Source organism: Craterilacuibacter sinensis, assembly GCF_009831765.1.
GTDB classification, from domain to species: Bacteria; Pseudomonadota; Gammaproteobacteria; order Burkholderiales; family Chromobacteriaceae; genus Craterilacuibacter; species Craterilacuibacter sinensis.
The window spans coordinates 1-15,678 of record NZ_WSSB01000023.1; the positions used below are offsets into that span (position 1 = coordinate 1).

13 protein-coding genes and 2 tRNA genes are annotated in these 15,678 nt (G+C 55.5%); all 15 read right to left on the reverse strand.

Going from position 1 to position 15,678, the window contains the following annotated elements:
• On the reverse strand, positions 1 to 227 hold a 227-nt coding region (locus GQF02_RS15490), incomplete at its 3' end, for a GTP-binding protein (protein WP_235930229.1).
• Positions 228 to 296: 69 nt separating this feature from the next.
• Complete coding sequence (gene fusA, locus GQF02_RS15495) at positions 297 to 2,393, reverse strand: elongation factor G (protein ID WP_124735785.1); 2,097 nt, start codon at positions 2,391 to 2,393, stop codon at positions 297 to 299.
• Positions 2,394 to 2,420: 27 nt separating this feature from the next.
• The gene (gene rpsG, locus GQF02_RS15500; RefSeq protein ID WP_124735786.1) at positions 2,421 to 2,891 is read right to left on the reverse strand and encodes a 30S ribosomal protein S7; all 471 of its coding nucleotides are present in this window, start codon (positions 2,889 to 2,891) and stop codon (positions 2,421 to 2,423) included.
• A gap of 102 nt (positions 2,892 to 2,993) precedes the next feature.
• Positions 2,994 to 3,365 (reverse strand): 30S ribosomal protein S12, encoded by a 372-nt coding sequence (gene rpsL, locus GQF02_RS15505; protein WP_124735787.1) that lies wholly within the window; start codon positions 3,363 to 3,365, stop codon positions 2,994 to 2,996.
• A 163-nt stretch (positions 3,366 to 3,528) separates the two neighbouring features.
• Complete coding sequence (gene rpoC / locus GQF02_RS15510; protein WP_124735788.1) at positions 3,529 to 7,725, reverse strand: DNA-directed RNA polymerase subunit beta'; 4,197 nt, start codon at positions 7,723 to 7,725, stop codon at positions 3,529 to 3,531.
• Positions 7,726 to 7,778: 53 nt separating this feature from the next.
• Positions 7,779 to 11,954 (reverse strand): DNA-directed RNA polymerase subunit beta, encoded by a 4,176-nt coding sequence (gene rpoB / locus GQF02_RS15515; RefSeq protein ID WP_160798366.1) that lies wholly within the window; start codon positions 11,952 to 11,954, stop codon positions 7,779 to 7,781.
• Positions 11,955 to 12,105: 151 nt separating this feature from the next.
• Positions 12,106 to 12,471 carry a 50S ribosomal protein L7/L12 gene (gene rplL, locus GQF02_RS15520; RefSeq protein ID WP_124735790.1) on the reverse strand — a complete coding sequence of 122 codons (366 nt, stop codon included), beginning with the start codon at positions 12,469 to 12,471 and terminating at the stop codon, positions 12,106 to 12,108.
• Between the two features lie 37 nt (positions 12,472 to 12,508).
• Positions 12,509 to 13,006 (reverse strand): 50S ribosomal protein L10, encoded by a 498-nt coding sequence (gene rplJ / locus GQF02_RS15525; protein WP_124735791.1) that lies wholly within the window; start codon positions 13,004 to 13,006, stop codon positions 12,509 to 12,511.
• Positions 13,007 to 13,084: 78 nt separating this feature from the next.
• Positions 13,085 to 13,159 (reverse strand) — tRNA-Thr (locus tag GQF02_RS15530).
• 167 nt (positions 13,160 to 13,326) lie between these two features.
• On the reverse strand, positions 13,327 to 14,022 hold the full coding sequence (rplA, locus tag GQF02_RS15535) for a 50S ribosomal protein L1 (protein WP_124735792.1): 696 nt from the start codon (positions 14,020 to 14,022) through the stop codon (positions 13,327 to 13,329).
• Between the two features lies 1 nt (position 14,023).
• The gene (rplK, locus tag GQF02_RS15540) at positions 14,024 to 14,455 is read right to left on the reverse strand and encodes a 50S ribosomal protein L11 (protein WP_124735793.1); all 432 of its coding nucleotides are present in this window, start codon (positions 14,453 to 14,455) and stop codon (positions 14,024 to 14,026) included.
• A 97-nt stretch (positions 14,456 to 14,552) separates the two neighbouring features.
• A complete protein-coding gene (nusG, locus tag GQF02_RS15545) occupies positions 14,553 to 15,086 on the reverse strand; it encodes a transcription termination/antitermination protein NusG (RefSeq protein WP_124735794.1) in 534 nt (177 codons plus the stop codon).
• A 2-nt stretch (positions 15,087 to 15,088) separates the two neighbouring features.
• Positions 15,089 to 15,442 carry a preprotein translocase subunit SecE gene (gene secE / locus GQF02_RS15550; protein WP_160798368.1) on the reverse strand — a complete coding sequence of 118 codons (354 nt, stop codon included), beginning with the start codon at positions 15,440 to 15,442 and terminating at the stop codon, positions 15,089 to 15,091.
• 63 nt (positions 15,443 to 15,505) lie between these two features.
• Positions 15,506 to 15,581: transfer RNA gene (locus GQF02_RS15555), tRNA-Trp, on the reverse strand.
• 13 nt (positions 15,582 to 15,594) lie between these two features.
• A partial coding sequence (locus GQF02_RS15560; RefSeq protein ID WP_220789499.1) for an EF-Tu C-terminal domain-related protein occupies positions 15,595 to 15,678 on the reverse strand: 84 nt, incomplete at its 5' end.

Here is a 15,678-nt window from a genome sequence, read left to right on the forward strand (position 1 = left end):
TGACGGGTTTCGGTCTCGTACTCAACGTGAGCGGTATTAATGGTAATACCACGTGCCTTTTCTTCTGGCGCGCTGTCAATCTGGGCATAACCCTTGGCTCCGCCACCGAACTTCTTCGACAGAATGGTGGTGATCGCTGCGGTCAGGGTGGTCTTACCATGGTCCACGTGACCGATGGTACCAACGTTTACGTGCGGCTTGGTCCGCGCAAACTTTTCTTTTGCCATTTTGCAAAATTCCTTCATTAAAGAACATCAAACCAGACTGGCCCGGCGGGCCAGCCTTAGCGCATAGAATTACTTCTTGGCACTCATCACCGCTTCAGCAACATGCTTAGGCGCTTCGGAGTAGTGCTTGAACTCCATGGAGTACGTAGCACGGCCCTGGGTAGCGGAACGCAGGTCGGTGGAGTAACCGAACATCTCGGCCAGAGGAACCTCGGCCTTGATCTTCTTACCGCCCAGACCATCATCATCCATACCCAACACGATACCGCGACGGCGACTCAAGTCACCCATCACGTCACCCATGTAGTCTTCCGGCGTTTCCACTTCCACAGCCATCATCGGCTCGAGAATGCACGGACTTGCACGGCGCATGGCTTCTTTGAATGCCATGGAGCCAGCCAGTTCGAACGCGATCTGCGAGGAGTCAACGTCATGGTAGGAACCGAAGGTCAGACGAACAGTCACGTCAACGACCGGGAAGCCGGCGAGAATACCGTTGTTCAGCGTATTCTGGATACCCTTATCAACGGACGGGATGAATTCGCGCGGAATTGTACCACCCTTGATCTCGTCGAAGAACTTGTAGCCATTGCCCTCACCGGACGGCTCCAGCGTGATCACTGCGTGACCATACTGACCCTTACCACCCGACTGCTTGACGTGTTTGCCGTCAACGTCGGTTACGGTCTTGGTGATGGTTTCACGGTAAGCAACCTGAGGCGCGCCTACACTGGCCTCAACACCGAATTCGCGACGCATACGGTCAACCAGAATTTCCAGGTGCAGTTCACCCATACCGGAAATAATGGTCTGGCCCGATTCTTCATCGGTACGCACGCGGAACGATGGGTCTTCCTTGGCCAGGCGGTTCAGGGCAACGCCCATCTTCTCCTGGTCAGCCTTGGTTTTAGGCTCGACGGCAACGTGAATCACCGGCTCAGGGAACTCCATACGCTCAAGAATGATCGGCGCATCAACTGCACACAGGGTTTCACCCGTGGTCACGTCTTTCAGGCCGATACCGGCAGCGATATCGCCAGCACGAACTTCGGTGATCTCGATACGGTCGTTAGCGTGCATCTGGACGATACGGCCCATACGCTCTTTACGATCCTTGATCGAGTTCAGGATGGTATCACCGGAGTTAACCACACCCGAGTACACGCGGAAGAAGGTCAGCTGGCCAACGTACGGGTCATTCATCAGTTTGAATGCCAGTGCGGAGAACTTCTCTTCGTCGGACGCATGACGGACAGCAGGCTGACCATCAACTTCACCAGCGATAGGAGGCACATCCAGCGGCGAAGGCAGCAATTCAATCACGGCATCCAGCATACGCTGAACACCCTTGTTCTTGAACGCGGAACCGCACAGCATAGGCTGGATTTCGCAACGCAGCGTACGCTGACGCAGGCCGTTGATGATTTCTTCCTCGGTCAGCTCTTCGCCACCCAAGTACTTGTCCATCATCTCTTCGCTGACTTCGGCTGCGGCTTCAACCATCTTCTCGCGCCACTCTTCGGCAACAGCCTGAATATCGGCAGGGATATCGCCGTATTCAAACTTCATGCCCTGGGATGCTTCATCCCAGATGATGGCCTTCATCTTCAGCAGATCGACCACGCCCTGGAAGCCGTCTTCTGCACCGATAGGCACAACGATAGGCACCGGGTTGCCGCGCAAGCGTGTTTTCACCTGCTCAACTGCACGGAAGAAGTTGGCGCCTTGACGGTCCATCTTGTTCACGAATGCGACGCGCGGCACTTTGTACTTGTTAGCCTGACGCCAAACGGTTTCCGACTGCGGCTGAACACCACCCACAGCGCAGTAAACCATCACGGCACCATCCAGCACACGCATGGAGCGTTCAACTTCAATCGTGAAGTCAACGTGTCCCGGGGTATCAATAATATTGAAATGATGCTCCGGATACTGCAGGCTCATGCCCTTCCAGTAGGTGGTGGTCGCAGCGGAAGTAATGGTAATACCACGTTCCTGTTCCTGCTCCATCCAGTCCATGGTGGCGGCGCCATCGTGAACTTCACCGATTTTGTGGTTAATACCCGTGTAAAACAGGATACGTTCGGTGGTCGTTGTCTTACCAGCATCGATGTGAGCCGAGATACCGATATTACGGTAGCGCTCAATGGGGGTTTTCCTAGCCACGGCGATAACCTTCTCTTGAACGTTAGATTAGAAACGGAAGTGCGAGAATGCCTTGTTGGCTTCTGCCATACGATGCACTTCGTCACGTTTCTTCATGGCGCCACCACGGCCTTCGGCCGCATCCATCAATTCGCCAGCAAGACGCAGATCCATGGATTTTTCGCCACGCTTACGCGCAGCATCACGCAACCAGCGCATTGCCAAAGCCATACGGCGGGATGGGCGAACTTCAACAGGGACTTGGTAGTTAGCACCACCAACACGGCGGCTCTTCACTTCCACCATTGGCTTGGCATTGGAAATTGCGGTGTTGAAAACTTCAACAGCGTTCTTGCCGGTTTTCTTTTCAATCTGGGCCAGCGCGCCGTAGATGATGCGTTCGGCAACAGCTTTTTTGCCGTCGATCATCACAACGTTCATAAACTTGGACAGATCCTGGCTACCGAACTTTGGATCCGGCAACACGTCACGCTTGGGGACTTCTCTGCGTCTTGGCATGGTAATTCCTTAATTCTATTCAGTTGAGCATGGGCTCATGACCACCCAGTAGAGTGATCACTTACTCGACAGTCTCTGGGACTGCCTAATGTGCCGAAGCGATTACTTCGGACGCTTAGTACCGTACTTGGAACGGGACTGCTTACGATCTTTCACGCCTGCGGTATCCAGCGAGCCGCGAACGGTGTGGTAACGCACACCTGGCAAGTCTTTTACACGACCGCCACGGATCAGGACAACCGAGTGTTCCTGCAGGTTGTGGCCTTCACCGCCGATGTAAGAAATCACTTCAAAACCGTTGGTCAGACGCACCTTGCACACTTTACGCAGAGCCGAGTTTGGCTTCTTTGGAGTGGTGGTATAGACACGAGTGCACACGCCGCGCTTCTGCGGGCAAGCCTCAAGTGCCGGAACCTTGCTCTTCGCCACAGCGGCCAGACGACCCTTGCGAACGAGTTGGTTAATAGTTGGCATGACTATCAATTTCCCTGTTGATAATAAAATAGGCGGCAAGCCACCTAAGGACGCGAGATTATATTTTAGTCACTGACCAGCGTCAATGAAGAAAAGCCGCCAACCCAATGTTACCCATTGAATTAACGGCTTTTTTCTAGGCAGATGCTAGACAGCGAGTGGCTTAATCTTCAGCTTGCGCCTCGGACTCGTCAACCAGCCCGGTGAACATATGTTCAGGGCCATTGTTCAAACCGAGGTTTTCACGGCGACGGTTGCGATGGTAAGCCAGCCCCGTACCTGCCGGAATCAGACGACCCACAATCACGTTTTCCTTCAGGCCGCGCAGATCATCGCGCTTGCCCATAATGGCAGCCTCGGTCAGTACGCGCGTGGTTTCCTGGAAGGATGCAGCCGAGATGAACGAGTCGGTCGACAGCGATGCCTTGGTAATACCCAGCAACACGTTATCGAACTGCGCCGGAATCTTGCCTTCTTCCAGCATCTTGTCGTTCGCCTTCAGCAACTCGGCACGCTCAACCTGTTCACCCTGGATGAAGTCGGTATCGCCTGAGTCGGTGATCAGTACACGACGCAGCATCTGGCGAATAATCACTTCGATGTGCTTATCGTTAATCTTCACACCCTGCAGGCGGTAAACCTCCTGCACTTCCTGCACGATGTAGCGCGCCAGCGCTTCAATACCCTGCAGACGCAGAATGTCGTGCGGATCAACCGAGCCGTCAACAATGGTTTCACCCATGTTCACGACCTGACCATCATGCACCAGCACGTGGCGATCCTTAGGAATCAGCGTCTCGTGACCCAGACCTTCCAGATCGGTAATGATCAGGCGCTGCTTGCCCTTGGTGTCCTTGCCGAAGGAGACCGTACCGGTCACTTCCGCCAGGGTACCGGCAATCTTAGGCGAACGCGCTTCAAACAGTTCGGCCACACGCGGCAGACCACCGGTAATGTCTCGGGTCTTGGTCGTTTCCTGAGGGATACGTGCCAGCACTTCACCCTTGCCGACTTCCTGACCATCGCGAACGGTAATAATCGCGCCAACCTGGAAGGTAATCGATACCGAGGCATCGGAACCGGTCAGCTTCACTTCATTACCGAACTCGTCCAGCAGTTTCACCAATGGACGCAGCATCTTCGAGGTACTGGTACCGCGACGCTTAGGATCGATCACCACCAGAGACGACAGGCCGGTCACTTCATCGACCTGCTTGGCAACCGTCGTACCTTCTTCCACGTTTTCGAACTTCACGCGGCCGGTGTACTCGGTAATGATTGGACGGGTATGCGGATCCCAAGTCGCCAGCACTGCGCCAGCCTTGATTACATCACCATCCTTCACCACCAGCGTCGCACCGTACGGCACTTTATGACGCTCACGCTCACGACCGGCATCATCATGGATGACGACCTCGCCGGAGCGGGTAATCACGATCAACTCGCCCTTGGAGTTGGCCACATAACGCATCTGGCTGGAGAAGCGCAACGTACCGTTCGACTTACCTTCAACCTGGCTGGCAGCTGCATTTCGCGAAGCGGCACCACCAATGTGGAAGGTACGCATGGTCAGCTGGGTACCCGGCTCACCAATCGACTGGGCAGCAATCACACCCACGGCTTCACCGGCATTCACCCGCTTACCGCGCGCCAGATCGCGACCATAACACTGGGCACACAGACCATAGCGCGTATCGCAGGTAATGGCAGTACGCACCTTCACCTCGTCGATGCCGTAGCTGTCGATCAGCTCGACCATCGCTTCATCGATCAGGGTACCGGCTTCAACCACGGTCGCATTGCTGGACGGATCTACCACGTCAATCGCGGTAACACGACCCAGAATACGATCACCCAGCGCCTCGATCACGTCACCGCCCTGCACCACCGACTTCATTACGAAGCCGTTAGTCGTGCCGCAATCGTCCTCGATCACCACCAAGTCCTGCGTCACATCGACCAGACGACGGGTCAGGTAACCGGAGTTAGCTGTCTTCAGTGCCGTATCCGCCAGACCCTTACGGGCACCGTGGGTCGAGATAAAGTACTGCAGAACCGTCAGACCTTCGCGGAAGTTCGCGGTAATCGGCGTTTCGATAATCGAGCCATCTGGCTTGGCCATCAGGCCTCGCATACCAGCCAGCTGCTTAATCTGTGCAGCGGAGCCTCGGGCACCGGAGTCGGCCATCATGTAAATCGAGTTGAACGATTCCTGATCGACTTCATTGCCGTGCTTGTCCAGCACCTTCTGCTTGGACAGGTTATCCATCATCGCTTTGGCAATCTTATCGCCGGTACGGCCCCAGATATCCACCACCTTGTTGTAGCGCTCGCCATTGGTCACCAGACCCTGACGGTATTGCGCTTCAATTTCCTTAACTTCCTTGTTGGCCTCGGCCAGCAGTTCGGTCTTCTTGGCCGGGATTTCCATATCGTCCACGCAGATCGAAATACCGCCGCGGGTCGAATAGGCAAAACCGGTGTACATCAGCTGGTCGGCAAAAATAACCGTATCGCGGATGCCGCAACGACGGAACGACGCATTGATCAGCTTGGAAATTTCTTTCTTCTTCAACGCCTTGTTGACGTGTTCGAAGCCCAGACCCTTAGGCAGGATTTCCGACAGAATGGCGCGACCAACCGTGGTTTCGTAACGCTTCATCACCGGCTGGAACTCGCCCTGCTCGTCTTTTTCCCACTCTTTCAAACGCACGGTGATGCGCGTCCCCAGTTCAACCTGACGGGTACCGTAAGCGCGCTGCACTTCGGATACGTCGGCAAACTTCATGCCGTCATTGCGGCCGTTTACCTTGTCGCGGGTCATGTAGTACAGACCCAACACGATATCCTGCGACGGCACGATGATAGGTTCGCCGTTGGCTGGCGACAGCACGTTATTGGTTGCCAGCATCAGCGTGCGGGCTTCCATCTGCGCTTCCAGGCTCAGCGGCACGTGTACGGCCATCTGGTCACCGTCGAAGTCGGCGTTAAATGCCGCGCAGACCAGCGGATGCAGCTGGATGGCCTTGCCTTCGATCAGCACCGGCTCGAACGCCTGAATACCCAGACGGTGCAGCGTTGGCGCACGGTTGAGCATGACCGGGTGTTCGCGGATCACGTCTTCGAGGATGTCCCATACTTCCGGCACTTCCTGCTCGACCAGCTTCTTGGCTGCCTTGATGGTCGAGGCCAGCCCCATCACCTCCAGCTTGTGGAAAATGAAAGGCTTGAACAGCTCGAGCGCCATCTTTTTCGGCAGACCGCACTGATGCAGACGCAGGGTCGGGCCCACGGTAATCACGGAACGACCGGAGTAGTCCACACGCTTACCCAGCAGGTTCTGACGGAAACGACCGCCTTTACCCTTGATCATGTCGGCCAGCGACTTGAGCGGACGCTTGTTGGCGCCGGTCATGGCCTTGCCGCGACGACCGTTATCCAGCAACGAGTCAACCGACTCTTGCAGCATGCGTTTTTCGTTGCGGACAATAATGTCCGGCGCACGCAGCTCCAGCAGGCGCTTCAAGCGGTTGTTACGGTTGATCACGCGACGATACAGATCGTTCAGATCGGACGTAGCGAAACGGCCGCCATCCAGCGGCACCAGTGGACGCAGCTCCGGCGGCAACACCGGCAGCACTTCCAGAATCATCCATTCCGGCTTCATACCGGAACGCTGAAACGCCTCCAGCACCTTCAGGCGCTTGGCGATCTTCTTGATCTTGGTGTCAGAGCTGGTGGCTTCCAGTTCGCGGCGCAGCGTTTCCACTTCGGTCGACAGGTCGAGCTTTTTCAGCAGCTCGCGCACCGCTTCCGCACCCATCAGGGCAACGAATTCGTCACCATATTCATCCTGCTTGTCGAGGTAATCTTCCTCGGTCAGCAGCTGACGGTCTTGCAGCGGCGTCATGCCCGGATCGGTCACGACAAATGCTTCGAAGTACAGTACGCGCTCGATGTCGCGCAGCGTCATGTCGAGCACCATACCCAGGCGCGACGGCAGCGACTTCAGGAACCAGATATGCGCAACTGGCGAAGCCAGGTCGATATGACCCATGCGCTCGCGGCGCACCTTGGACAACGTCACTTCAACGCCGCATTTTTCGCAGATCACGCCACGATGCTTGAGGCGCTTGTACTTGCCGCACAAGCACTCATAGTCCTTCACCGGCCCGAAGATACGCGCGCAGAACAGGCCGTCGCGTTCGGGTTTGAAGGTGCGATAGTTGATGGTCTCAGGCTTCTTGACCTCACCGTACGACCAGGAACGGATCTTGTCGGGGGAGGCGATGCCGATCTTAATCGCATCAAACTCTTCTTCTTGCGTGACTTGCTTAAAGAGGTCGAGCAGAGCTTTCATTGCGTCTCCATTCAGGTGACTGGCGCGGGCCTAATGCCCGCGCCGTCTACCTATCAATAACGTTCCAGATCGATGTCGAGGCCGAGCGAACGGATTTCCTTCACCAGCACATTGAAGGATTCCGGCATACCAGCTTCGATCTTATGTTCGCCCTTGACGATGTTTTCGTACACTTTGGTACGGCCATTCACGTCATCGGACTTCACAGTCAACATTTCTTGCAGCGTATAAGCCGCGCCATACGCTTCCAGTGCCCACACTTCCATCTCACCGAAGCGCTGGCCACCGAATTGAGCCTTACCACCCAGCGGCTGCTGGGTCACCAGCGAGTAAGGACCGGTCGAGCGCGCGTGCATCTTGTCGTCTACCAGGTGGTGCAGCTTCAGATAGTGCATCACGCCAACGGTCACTTTGCGGTCGAAGGCTTCGCCGGAGCGGCCGTCAAACAGCGTCATCTGGGTCTTGGACTCGTTGAAGTCGAGCAGCTTGGTGTGCTCGTCATCACTCGGGTAGGCAAGATCCAGCATCTGGCGGATTTCGGACTCTTTGGCGCCGTCAAACACTGGCGTAGCGAAAGGCATACCACGGCGCAGATGCTCAGCCAGGCTGCGCACTTCCACATCAGACAGACCTGCGATGTCTTCCTGCTTGCCGGTGCTGTTGTACACCTGCTCCAGATAGGCACGCAGCTCATCCGCCGAACGCTGTTCTTTCAGCATGCGGTTGAAACGCTCGCCGATACCCTTACCAGCCCAACCCAGATGAACTTCAAGAATCTGACCGATGTTCATACGCGAAGGCACGCCCAGCGGATTCAACACGATGTCTACCGAGCGGCCATCGGCCATGTACGGCATGTCTTCAACCGGCAGAATGCGCGAAACCACACCCTTGTTACCGTGACGACCGGCCATCTTGTCACCCGACTGCAGACGACGCTTCACGGCGATATACACCTTGACCATCTTCTGCACACCAGGCTGCAACTCGTCACCCTGGGTCAGCTTGCGCTTCTTGTCTTCGAACTTGAGGTCGAACTCTTCACGCTTGAGGGACAGGCTTTCCTTGATCAGCTCGAGCTGCTTGGCCACTTCTTCATCCGCCATGCGGATATCGAACCACTCGTGCTTGGATGGCAGGTCAGCCAGATACTCGGCGCTGACCACCGTGCCCTTGGCCAGACGCTTAGGACCGCCATTAGCTTCTTTGCCAACCACCAGACGTTCGATACGGCTGAATGCGTCATCGGCAAAAATACGCAGCTGGTCATTCAGGTCGAGGCGATAACGCTTCAACTCGGCATCAATAATCGACTGGGCACGCTTGTCGCGGTCGATACCTTCACGGGTAAAGACCTGAACATCAATCACGGTACCGACCATGCCGGTAGGTACGCGCAAACTGGTGTCCTTAACATCGGAAGCCTTCTCGCCAAAGATGGCGCGCAGCAGCTTTTCTTCCGGCGTCAGCTGGGTTTCGCCCTTAGGCGTTACTTTGCCGACCAGCACATCACCTGCTTCGACTTCTGCACCGATGTAAACGATACCGGCTTCATCCAGACGGCCCGCCATACGCTCGGACAGGTTAGGAATATCACGGGTGATTTCTTCCGGCCCCAGCTTGGTGTCACGCGCCACAACCGACAGCTCTTCGATATGAATCGAGGTATAGCGGTCATCAGCCACTACGCGCTCGTTGATCAAAATCGAGTCTTCGAAGTTGTAACCGTTCCACGGCATAAAGGCGATGGTCATGTTCTGACCCAGCGCCAGTTCGCCAAGGTCGGTCGATGCACCGTCAGCCACCACATCACCACGGGCAATCACATCGCCCACACTCACCAGCGGACGCTGGTTGATATTGGTGTTCTGGTTGGAACGGGTAAATTTGGTCAGGTTGTAGATATCTACACCGACTTCACCGGCCGTTGCTTCTTCGTCATTCACGCGTACAACGACACGGGTCGCATCGACATAGTCAACGACACCGCCACGACGCGAGATCACCGAAGTGCCCGAGTCGATCGCCACGGCACGCTCGATGCCGGTGCCGACAAACGGCTTTTCCGGACGCAGGCAAGGCACAGCCTGACGTTGCATGTTCGCACCCATCAAGGCACGGTTGGCATCGTCATGCTCGAGGAACGGAATCAGCGAAGCCGCAACCGATACCACCTGACCCGTTGCCACGTCCATGTATTCGACGCGGTCCGGTGTTGCCAGAATGGTTTCGCCGGTTTCACGGCAAGTCACCATCTCGTCGATCAGATTGCCTTCGTCATCCAGCGTGGCGTTAGCCTGGGCAATGACATAGCGGCCTTCTTCGATCGCCGACAGGTAATCGATCTGCATCGTCACCTTGCCGTCAATCACGCGACGATATGGCGTCTCGAGGAAGCCATACTCGTTGGTGCGGGCATACACCGACAAGGAGTTGATCAGACCAATGTTCGGACCTTCCGGCGTTTCGATCGGGCAAACACGACCATAGTGGGTCGGATGCACGTCTCGAACTTCAAAGCCGGCGCGCTCACGCGTCAGACCGCCAGGACCCAGTGCCGACACACGGCGCTTGTGGGTAATTTCGGCCAGCGGGTTGGTCTGGTCCATAAACTGCGACAGCTGGCTGGAGCCGAAGAATTCCTTGATCGCGGCCGAGACGGGCTTGGCATTGATCAGGTCATGCGGCATCAGGTTGTCGGATTCAGCCTGGTTCAGACGTTCCTTGACAGCACGCTCGACACGCACCAGACCGGCGCGGAACTGGTTCTCGGCCAATTCGCCTACCGAACGCACGCGACGGTTACCCAAGTGATCGATATCGTCGACATCGCCGCGACCATTGCGCAGCTCGGTCAGGATGGCAATCACCGATACGATGTCTTCGGTCGACAGGATGCCGGAAGTCGAGTCTTTGAAGGCAGCAAACTTCTCGCCCACCAGAGACTTGAACCACTCAGGCGACTTCTCGTCGAACTTGTAGTCGTAGGTACGGGTATTGAACTTCATCCGGCCTACGCGCGACAGATCGTAGGTGTCTTCATTGAAGAACAGACGCTGGAACAGCGCTTCAACCGCATCTTCGGTTGGCGGCTCGCCCGGACGCATCATGCGGTAAATGGCAACACGCGCCTGCAGCTGGCTGTCGGTGTCATCACTACGCAGGGTCTGCGAAATGTACGCGCCTTGGTCCAGATCATTGGTGTACAGCACCTGGATTTCCGGCACGCCGTGAATATCCAGCTTGGCCACCAGCTCTTCGGTAATTTCTTCATTGGCACGCGCCAGGATCTCACCGGTATCCGGATTGACCGCGCTCTTGGCCATGATTTTGCCGAACAGGGTATCGAATGGCACTTCGATGCTGTCAATGCCGGCCGCCTGCAGGTCGCGCACCGTCTTGGCGGTAATGCGCTTGTCTTTGGCAACGATCAGCTTGCCGTCAGCCGCGATGATGTCGGACTTGGCCAGCTCGCCCTTCAAGCGCTCGGCCACGACCTTCATGCGCACACCATCTTCGGTCAGATAGAAGGTGTCAAAGCTGTAGAACTCGGACAGGATCTGCTCGTCGCTGTAACCCAGCGCCTTGAGCAGGATGCTGACCGGCATTTTACGGCGGCGGTCGATACGGAAGAACAGATGGTCTTTAGGATCGAACTCGAAGTCCAGCCACGAGCCGCGGTAAGGAATCACGCGAGCCGAGAACAAGAGCTTGCCGGACGAGTGGGTCTTACCCCTGTCGTGTTCGAAAAACACCCCTGGAGAGCGGTGCAACTGAGAAACGATAACGCGCTCGGTTCCGTTGATAATAAAGGAACCATTCGTGGTCATGAGCGGAATCTCGCCCATGTACACTTCATTCTCGCGCACTTCCTTGATGACCGGCTTGGACGACTCTTTATCCAGAATCGTCAGGCGGATACGGGCACGCAAAGGCGCAGCATAGGTAATGCCGCGCAACTGGCATTCCTGAACGTCAAACGGCGGCTCGCCCAGCACATAATGGACGAAATCGAGATACGCATATCCGTTGTGGCTATGGATAGGGAAAATCGATTTGAAAGCCGCTTGCAGACCCGCATCCTTGCGCTGATCCAATGGCACACCCAATTGCAGAAAATCGGTGTACGAATCGATCTGGGTCGCCAACAGGAAGGGGACGTCGAGAACACTGGCACGTTTCGCAAAGCTTTTACGAATCCGCTTCTTCTCAGTAAACGAATAACTCATAGAGTCTCCATCGAGGTGTGGTGGCGCAAGTAACCAAAAGTCAACAGCCACGCTCGGGATGCTGGCTTTTAGTGACTAGGCACTTTCCACCACAAGCGCAATAAGGCTGGCGGATTTCTCCGCCAGCCCCGTCAATCTTCCAGTAGGAAGATTACTTGATTTCTGCCTTAGCGCCAGCTTCGGTCAGCTGCTTCAGCACGTCTTCAGCTTCAGCCTTGGACACGCCTTCTTTAACGGTCTTAGGAGCGCCGTCAACCATGTCTTTGGCTTCTTTCAGGCCCAGACCGGTCAGTGCACGAACAACCTTGATCACGTTAACTTTCTGGTCGCCAGCGGCGGTCAGAACAACGTCGAACTCGGTCTTTTCTTCAACAGCAGCAGCGGCAGCTGGGCCAGCTACAGCAACAGCAGCAGCGGAAACGCCGAACTTCTCTTCGAACGCCTTAACCAGGTCGTTCAGTTCCATAACGGTCAGACCAGCAACTGCGTCAAGAATTTCTTCTTTGGTAATAGCCATGTGAAAATCTCCTGAAATCTATTTAAATCAAATTTGGTTAAGCTGCTTCGGCTTGCTTCTGCTCTGCCAGTGCGGCCAAGCCACGGGCGAAGCCGGACACTGGAGCCTTCATGACGTAGAGCAGCTTCGACAGCAGTTCTTCGCGGCTTGGGATCGAAGCCAGCTCAGCAACCTGAGCGGCGTCCAGCACCTTACCATCGTAGGAACCTGCTTTAACGACGATCTTGTCGTCAGCCTTAGCGAACTGATGCAGTACTTTAGCGGCAGCTACCGGGTCTGCAGAAATACCGTAAACCAGAGGACCGACCATTTGGTCAGCCAGACCGGCAAATGCGGTATCAGCTACAGCGCGACGTACCAGCGTGTTCTTCAGAACGCGCAGGAAAACGCCTTGCTCACGCGCCTGAGCGCGCAGCTTGGTCATGCTACCAACCTCAATACCCCGATATTCGGCGATAACGAGCGTCTGTGCTTCCACCAGTTGGGCGGATACTTCGGCTACGACCGCTTTTTTATCTTCAAGATTGAGACTCAAGGTCTACCTCCTAAACTGAAATGAGATGGTTACCCACCTCGCTTTGCAGCGGCGACCTATTCAGGAGACATCATAGAATGGTGCCCATGGGCGGAATTGAACCGCCGACCTCTCCCTTACCAAGGGAGTGCTCTACCCCTGAGCTACATGGGCCTCAGTTTGAAGCCTACTTACGGATACACCATCTGCGTAGGGTGCTGTTACCAGCGATTAAGCCTTGCGGCACCTACGGTCTTTGACAATCTGGCAAGGACGAATCCTGCCAGCCCAAAGCCCTGCACAGGCGAGCCTTGCGGCCCGCCTGATTCAGCCACCTAGAATCAGGCGCTGAGCGATGCAACATCGACGCGAACGCCAACGCCCATCGTGCTGGATACGGCAATTTTCTTCAGGTAAACACCCTTGGATGCAGCAGGCTTGGCCTTCTGCAGAGCATCAACCAGTGCAGCCAGGTTTTCACGCAGCGCAGCTTCTTCAAAAGAAGCACGGCCGATAGTGGCGTGAATGATACCCGACTTGTCGGTACGGTACTGAACCTGACCAGCTTTAGCATTCTTAACTGCTTCAGCAACGTTAGGGGTCACGGTGCCAACCTTAGGGTTAGGCATCAGACCACGCGGGCCGAGGATCTGACCCAGCTGACCAACGATACGCATAGCATCAGGGGAAGCGATCACGATGTCGAAGTCCAGATTGCCGGCCTTAACCTGCTCAGCCAGATCTTCAAAACCGACAACTTCTGCACCCGCTGCCTTGGCAGCTTCAGCATTGGCACCCTGAGCGAAGACAGCAACGCGAACCGACTTACCGGTACCACGTGGCAGCACAACCGAACCACGAACAACCTGGTCGGATTTACGTGGATCAACGCCGAGGTTTACGGCAACGTCCATCGACTCGTCGAATTTGGCAGTTGCGGCGCCTTTAACCATGGCGATAGCCTGGTCAACAGCGTACAGCGCATTGCGGTCTACACCACCCTTGAGGGCTTTCAGACGCTTGGAAATCTTGGCCATGTTACACACCCTCCACAATCAGACCCATGGAACGGGCGGAACCTGCGATGGTACGCACGGCGGCATCCAAGTCACCTGCCGTCAGGTCAGGCTGCTTGGTCTTGGCAATTTCTTCCAGCTGAGCGCGGGTCACCTTGCCTACCTTGTCGGTATTTGGCTTGGAGGAACCGCTCTTCAGGCCAACGGCCTTCTTCAGCAGGATGGATGCCGGAGGCGTCTTCATCACGAAGGTGAAAGACTTGTCCGCAAAAGCGGTGATCACAACTGGAATCGGCAGACCTGGCTCCATGCCCTGGGTCTGAGCGTTAAACGCCTTGCAGAATTCCATGATGTTCAGACCACGCTGACCGAGCGCCGGGCCGATTGGCGGCGATGGGTTTGCTTTGCCAGCGGGCACTTGCAGCTTAATAAAGCCGATAATCTTTTTTGCCACAATAAACTCCTAAACGGGTATGACGCAGGCAACAAGCCCGCTCCCCAACGAGAGCGCGTGATTATACACGAACCCCCTCAAACAACCAAATGAAAAATCAGAGCTTTTCCACTTGGCCAAAATCCAGCTCGACCGGCGTATCACGACCGAAGATCTGCACCGACACGCGCAATTTATTGCGCTCGTAGTTCACTTCGTCCACCGTACCGTTAAAGTCGTTGAACGGGCCATCAACCACGCGAACACGCTCACCCACTTCAAACAGAACCTTAGGCCTAGGCTTTTCGACCCCTTCTTGCATCTGCTGCATGATGGACTCGACTTCCTTGACCGAAATCGGCGCAGGGCGATTAGCCGTACCACCAATAAAACCGGTCACCTTAGGCGTACTCTTGACCATGTGCCAGCTGTCGTCGGTCATTTCCATCTCGACCAGCACATAACCCGGGAAGAATTTGCGCTCGGTAATCGAGCGGCGACCGTTTTTCATGTCGACAACTTCTTCTACCGGCACCAGCACCTGACCAAACAGATCAGCGATATCCGAACGGTCGATCCGCTCACGCAATGCTTTTTGCACGCTCTTCTCGAAGCCGGAGTAAGCGTGAACTACATACCAACGTTTCGCCATGATTAGCCCCGTTTCAGAATGATATCGTAGAAAAACCAGGTCAGAGACGAATCAACCAACCACATGAACAACGCCAGCACCAATACAAAGACGAAAACCATGCCCGTCATTTGCGTCGATTCCTTGCGCGTAGGCCAGACTACCTTTTTAGCCTCTGCAACCGAGTCATGCGCGTAAGCGACAAACTCTTTGCCTGGCGTAGAAACCCACACCACACCGGCGGCCAAGGCCAGACCGGCGATAAATACTAGCGCCCGCAACAAGCCCTGCGTTTCGGGAACGAAATAGAAACCAGCCACACCGGAAGCTACCAATAGCCCCGCCAGCACCAGTTTGATCTTGTCTTGCATTTCCATTCGATTCTCTCAGTGCATATGCGACAAAAGACTAACCGGCGAAATTCGCCGGTTAGTCTTATTTGGCAGGCCAGGAGGGTCTCGAACCCCCAACCCTCGGTTTTGGAGACCGATACTCTACCAATTGAGCTACTGGCCTAAAACCTTTTCAATCAAGCGATGATCTTAGCAACCACGCCTGCACCAACGGTACGACCACCTTCGCGAATAGCGAAGCGCAGACCGTCTTCCATAGC

Coding starts and splice junctions, on each gene's coding strand:
- rpsG (WP_124735786.1), bottom strand. CDS start 2,891: ATGCCAAGACGCAGAGAAGTCCCCAAGCGTGACGTGTTGCCGGATCCA.
- rpsL (WP_124735787.1), bottom strand. CDS start 3,365: ATGCCAACTATTAACCAACTCGTTCGCAAGGGTCGTCTGGCCGCTGTG.
- rpoC (WP_124735788.1), bottom strand. CDS start 7,725: ATGAAAGCTCTGCTCGACCTCTTTAAGCAAGTCACGCAAGAAGAAGAG.
- rpoB (WP_160798366.1), bottom strand. CDS start 11,954: ATGAGTTATTCGTTTACTGAGAAGAAGCGGATTCGTAAAAGCTTTGCG.
- rplL (WP_124735790.1), bottom strand. CDS start 12,471: ATGGCTATTACCAAAGAAGAAATTCTTGACGCAGTTGCTGGTCTGACC.
- rplA (WP_124735792.1), bottom strand. CDS start 14,022: ATGGCCAAGATTTCCAAGCGTCTGAAAGCCCTCAAGGGTGGTGTAGAC.
- nusG (WP_124735794.1), bottom strand. CDS start 15,086: ATGGCGAAACGTTGGTATGTAGTTCACGCTTACTCCGGCTTCGAGAAG.
- secE (WP_160798368.1), bottom strand. CDS start 15,442: ATGGAAATGCAAGACAAGATCAAACTGGTGCTGGCGGGGCTATTGGTA.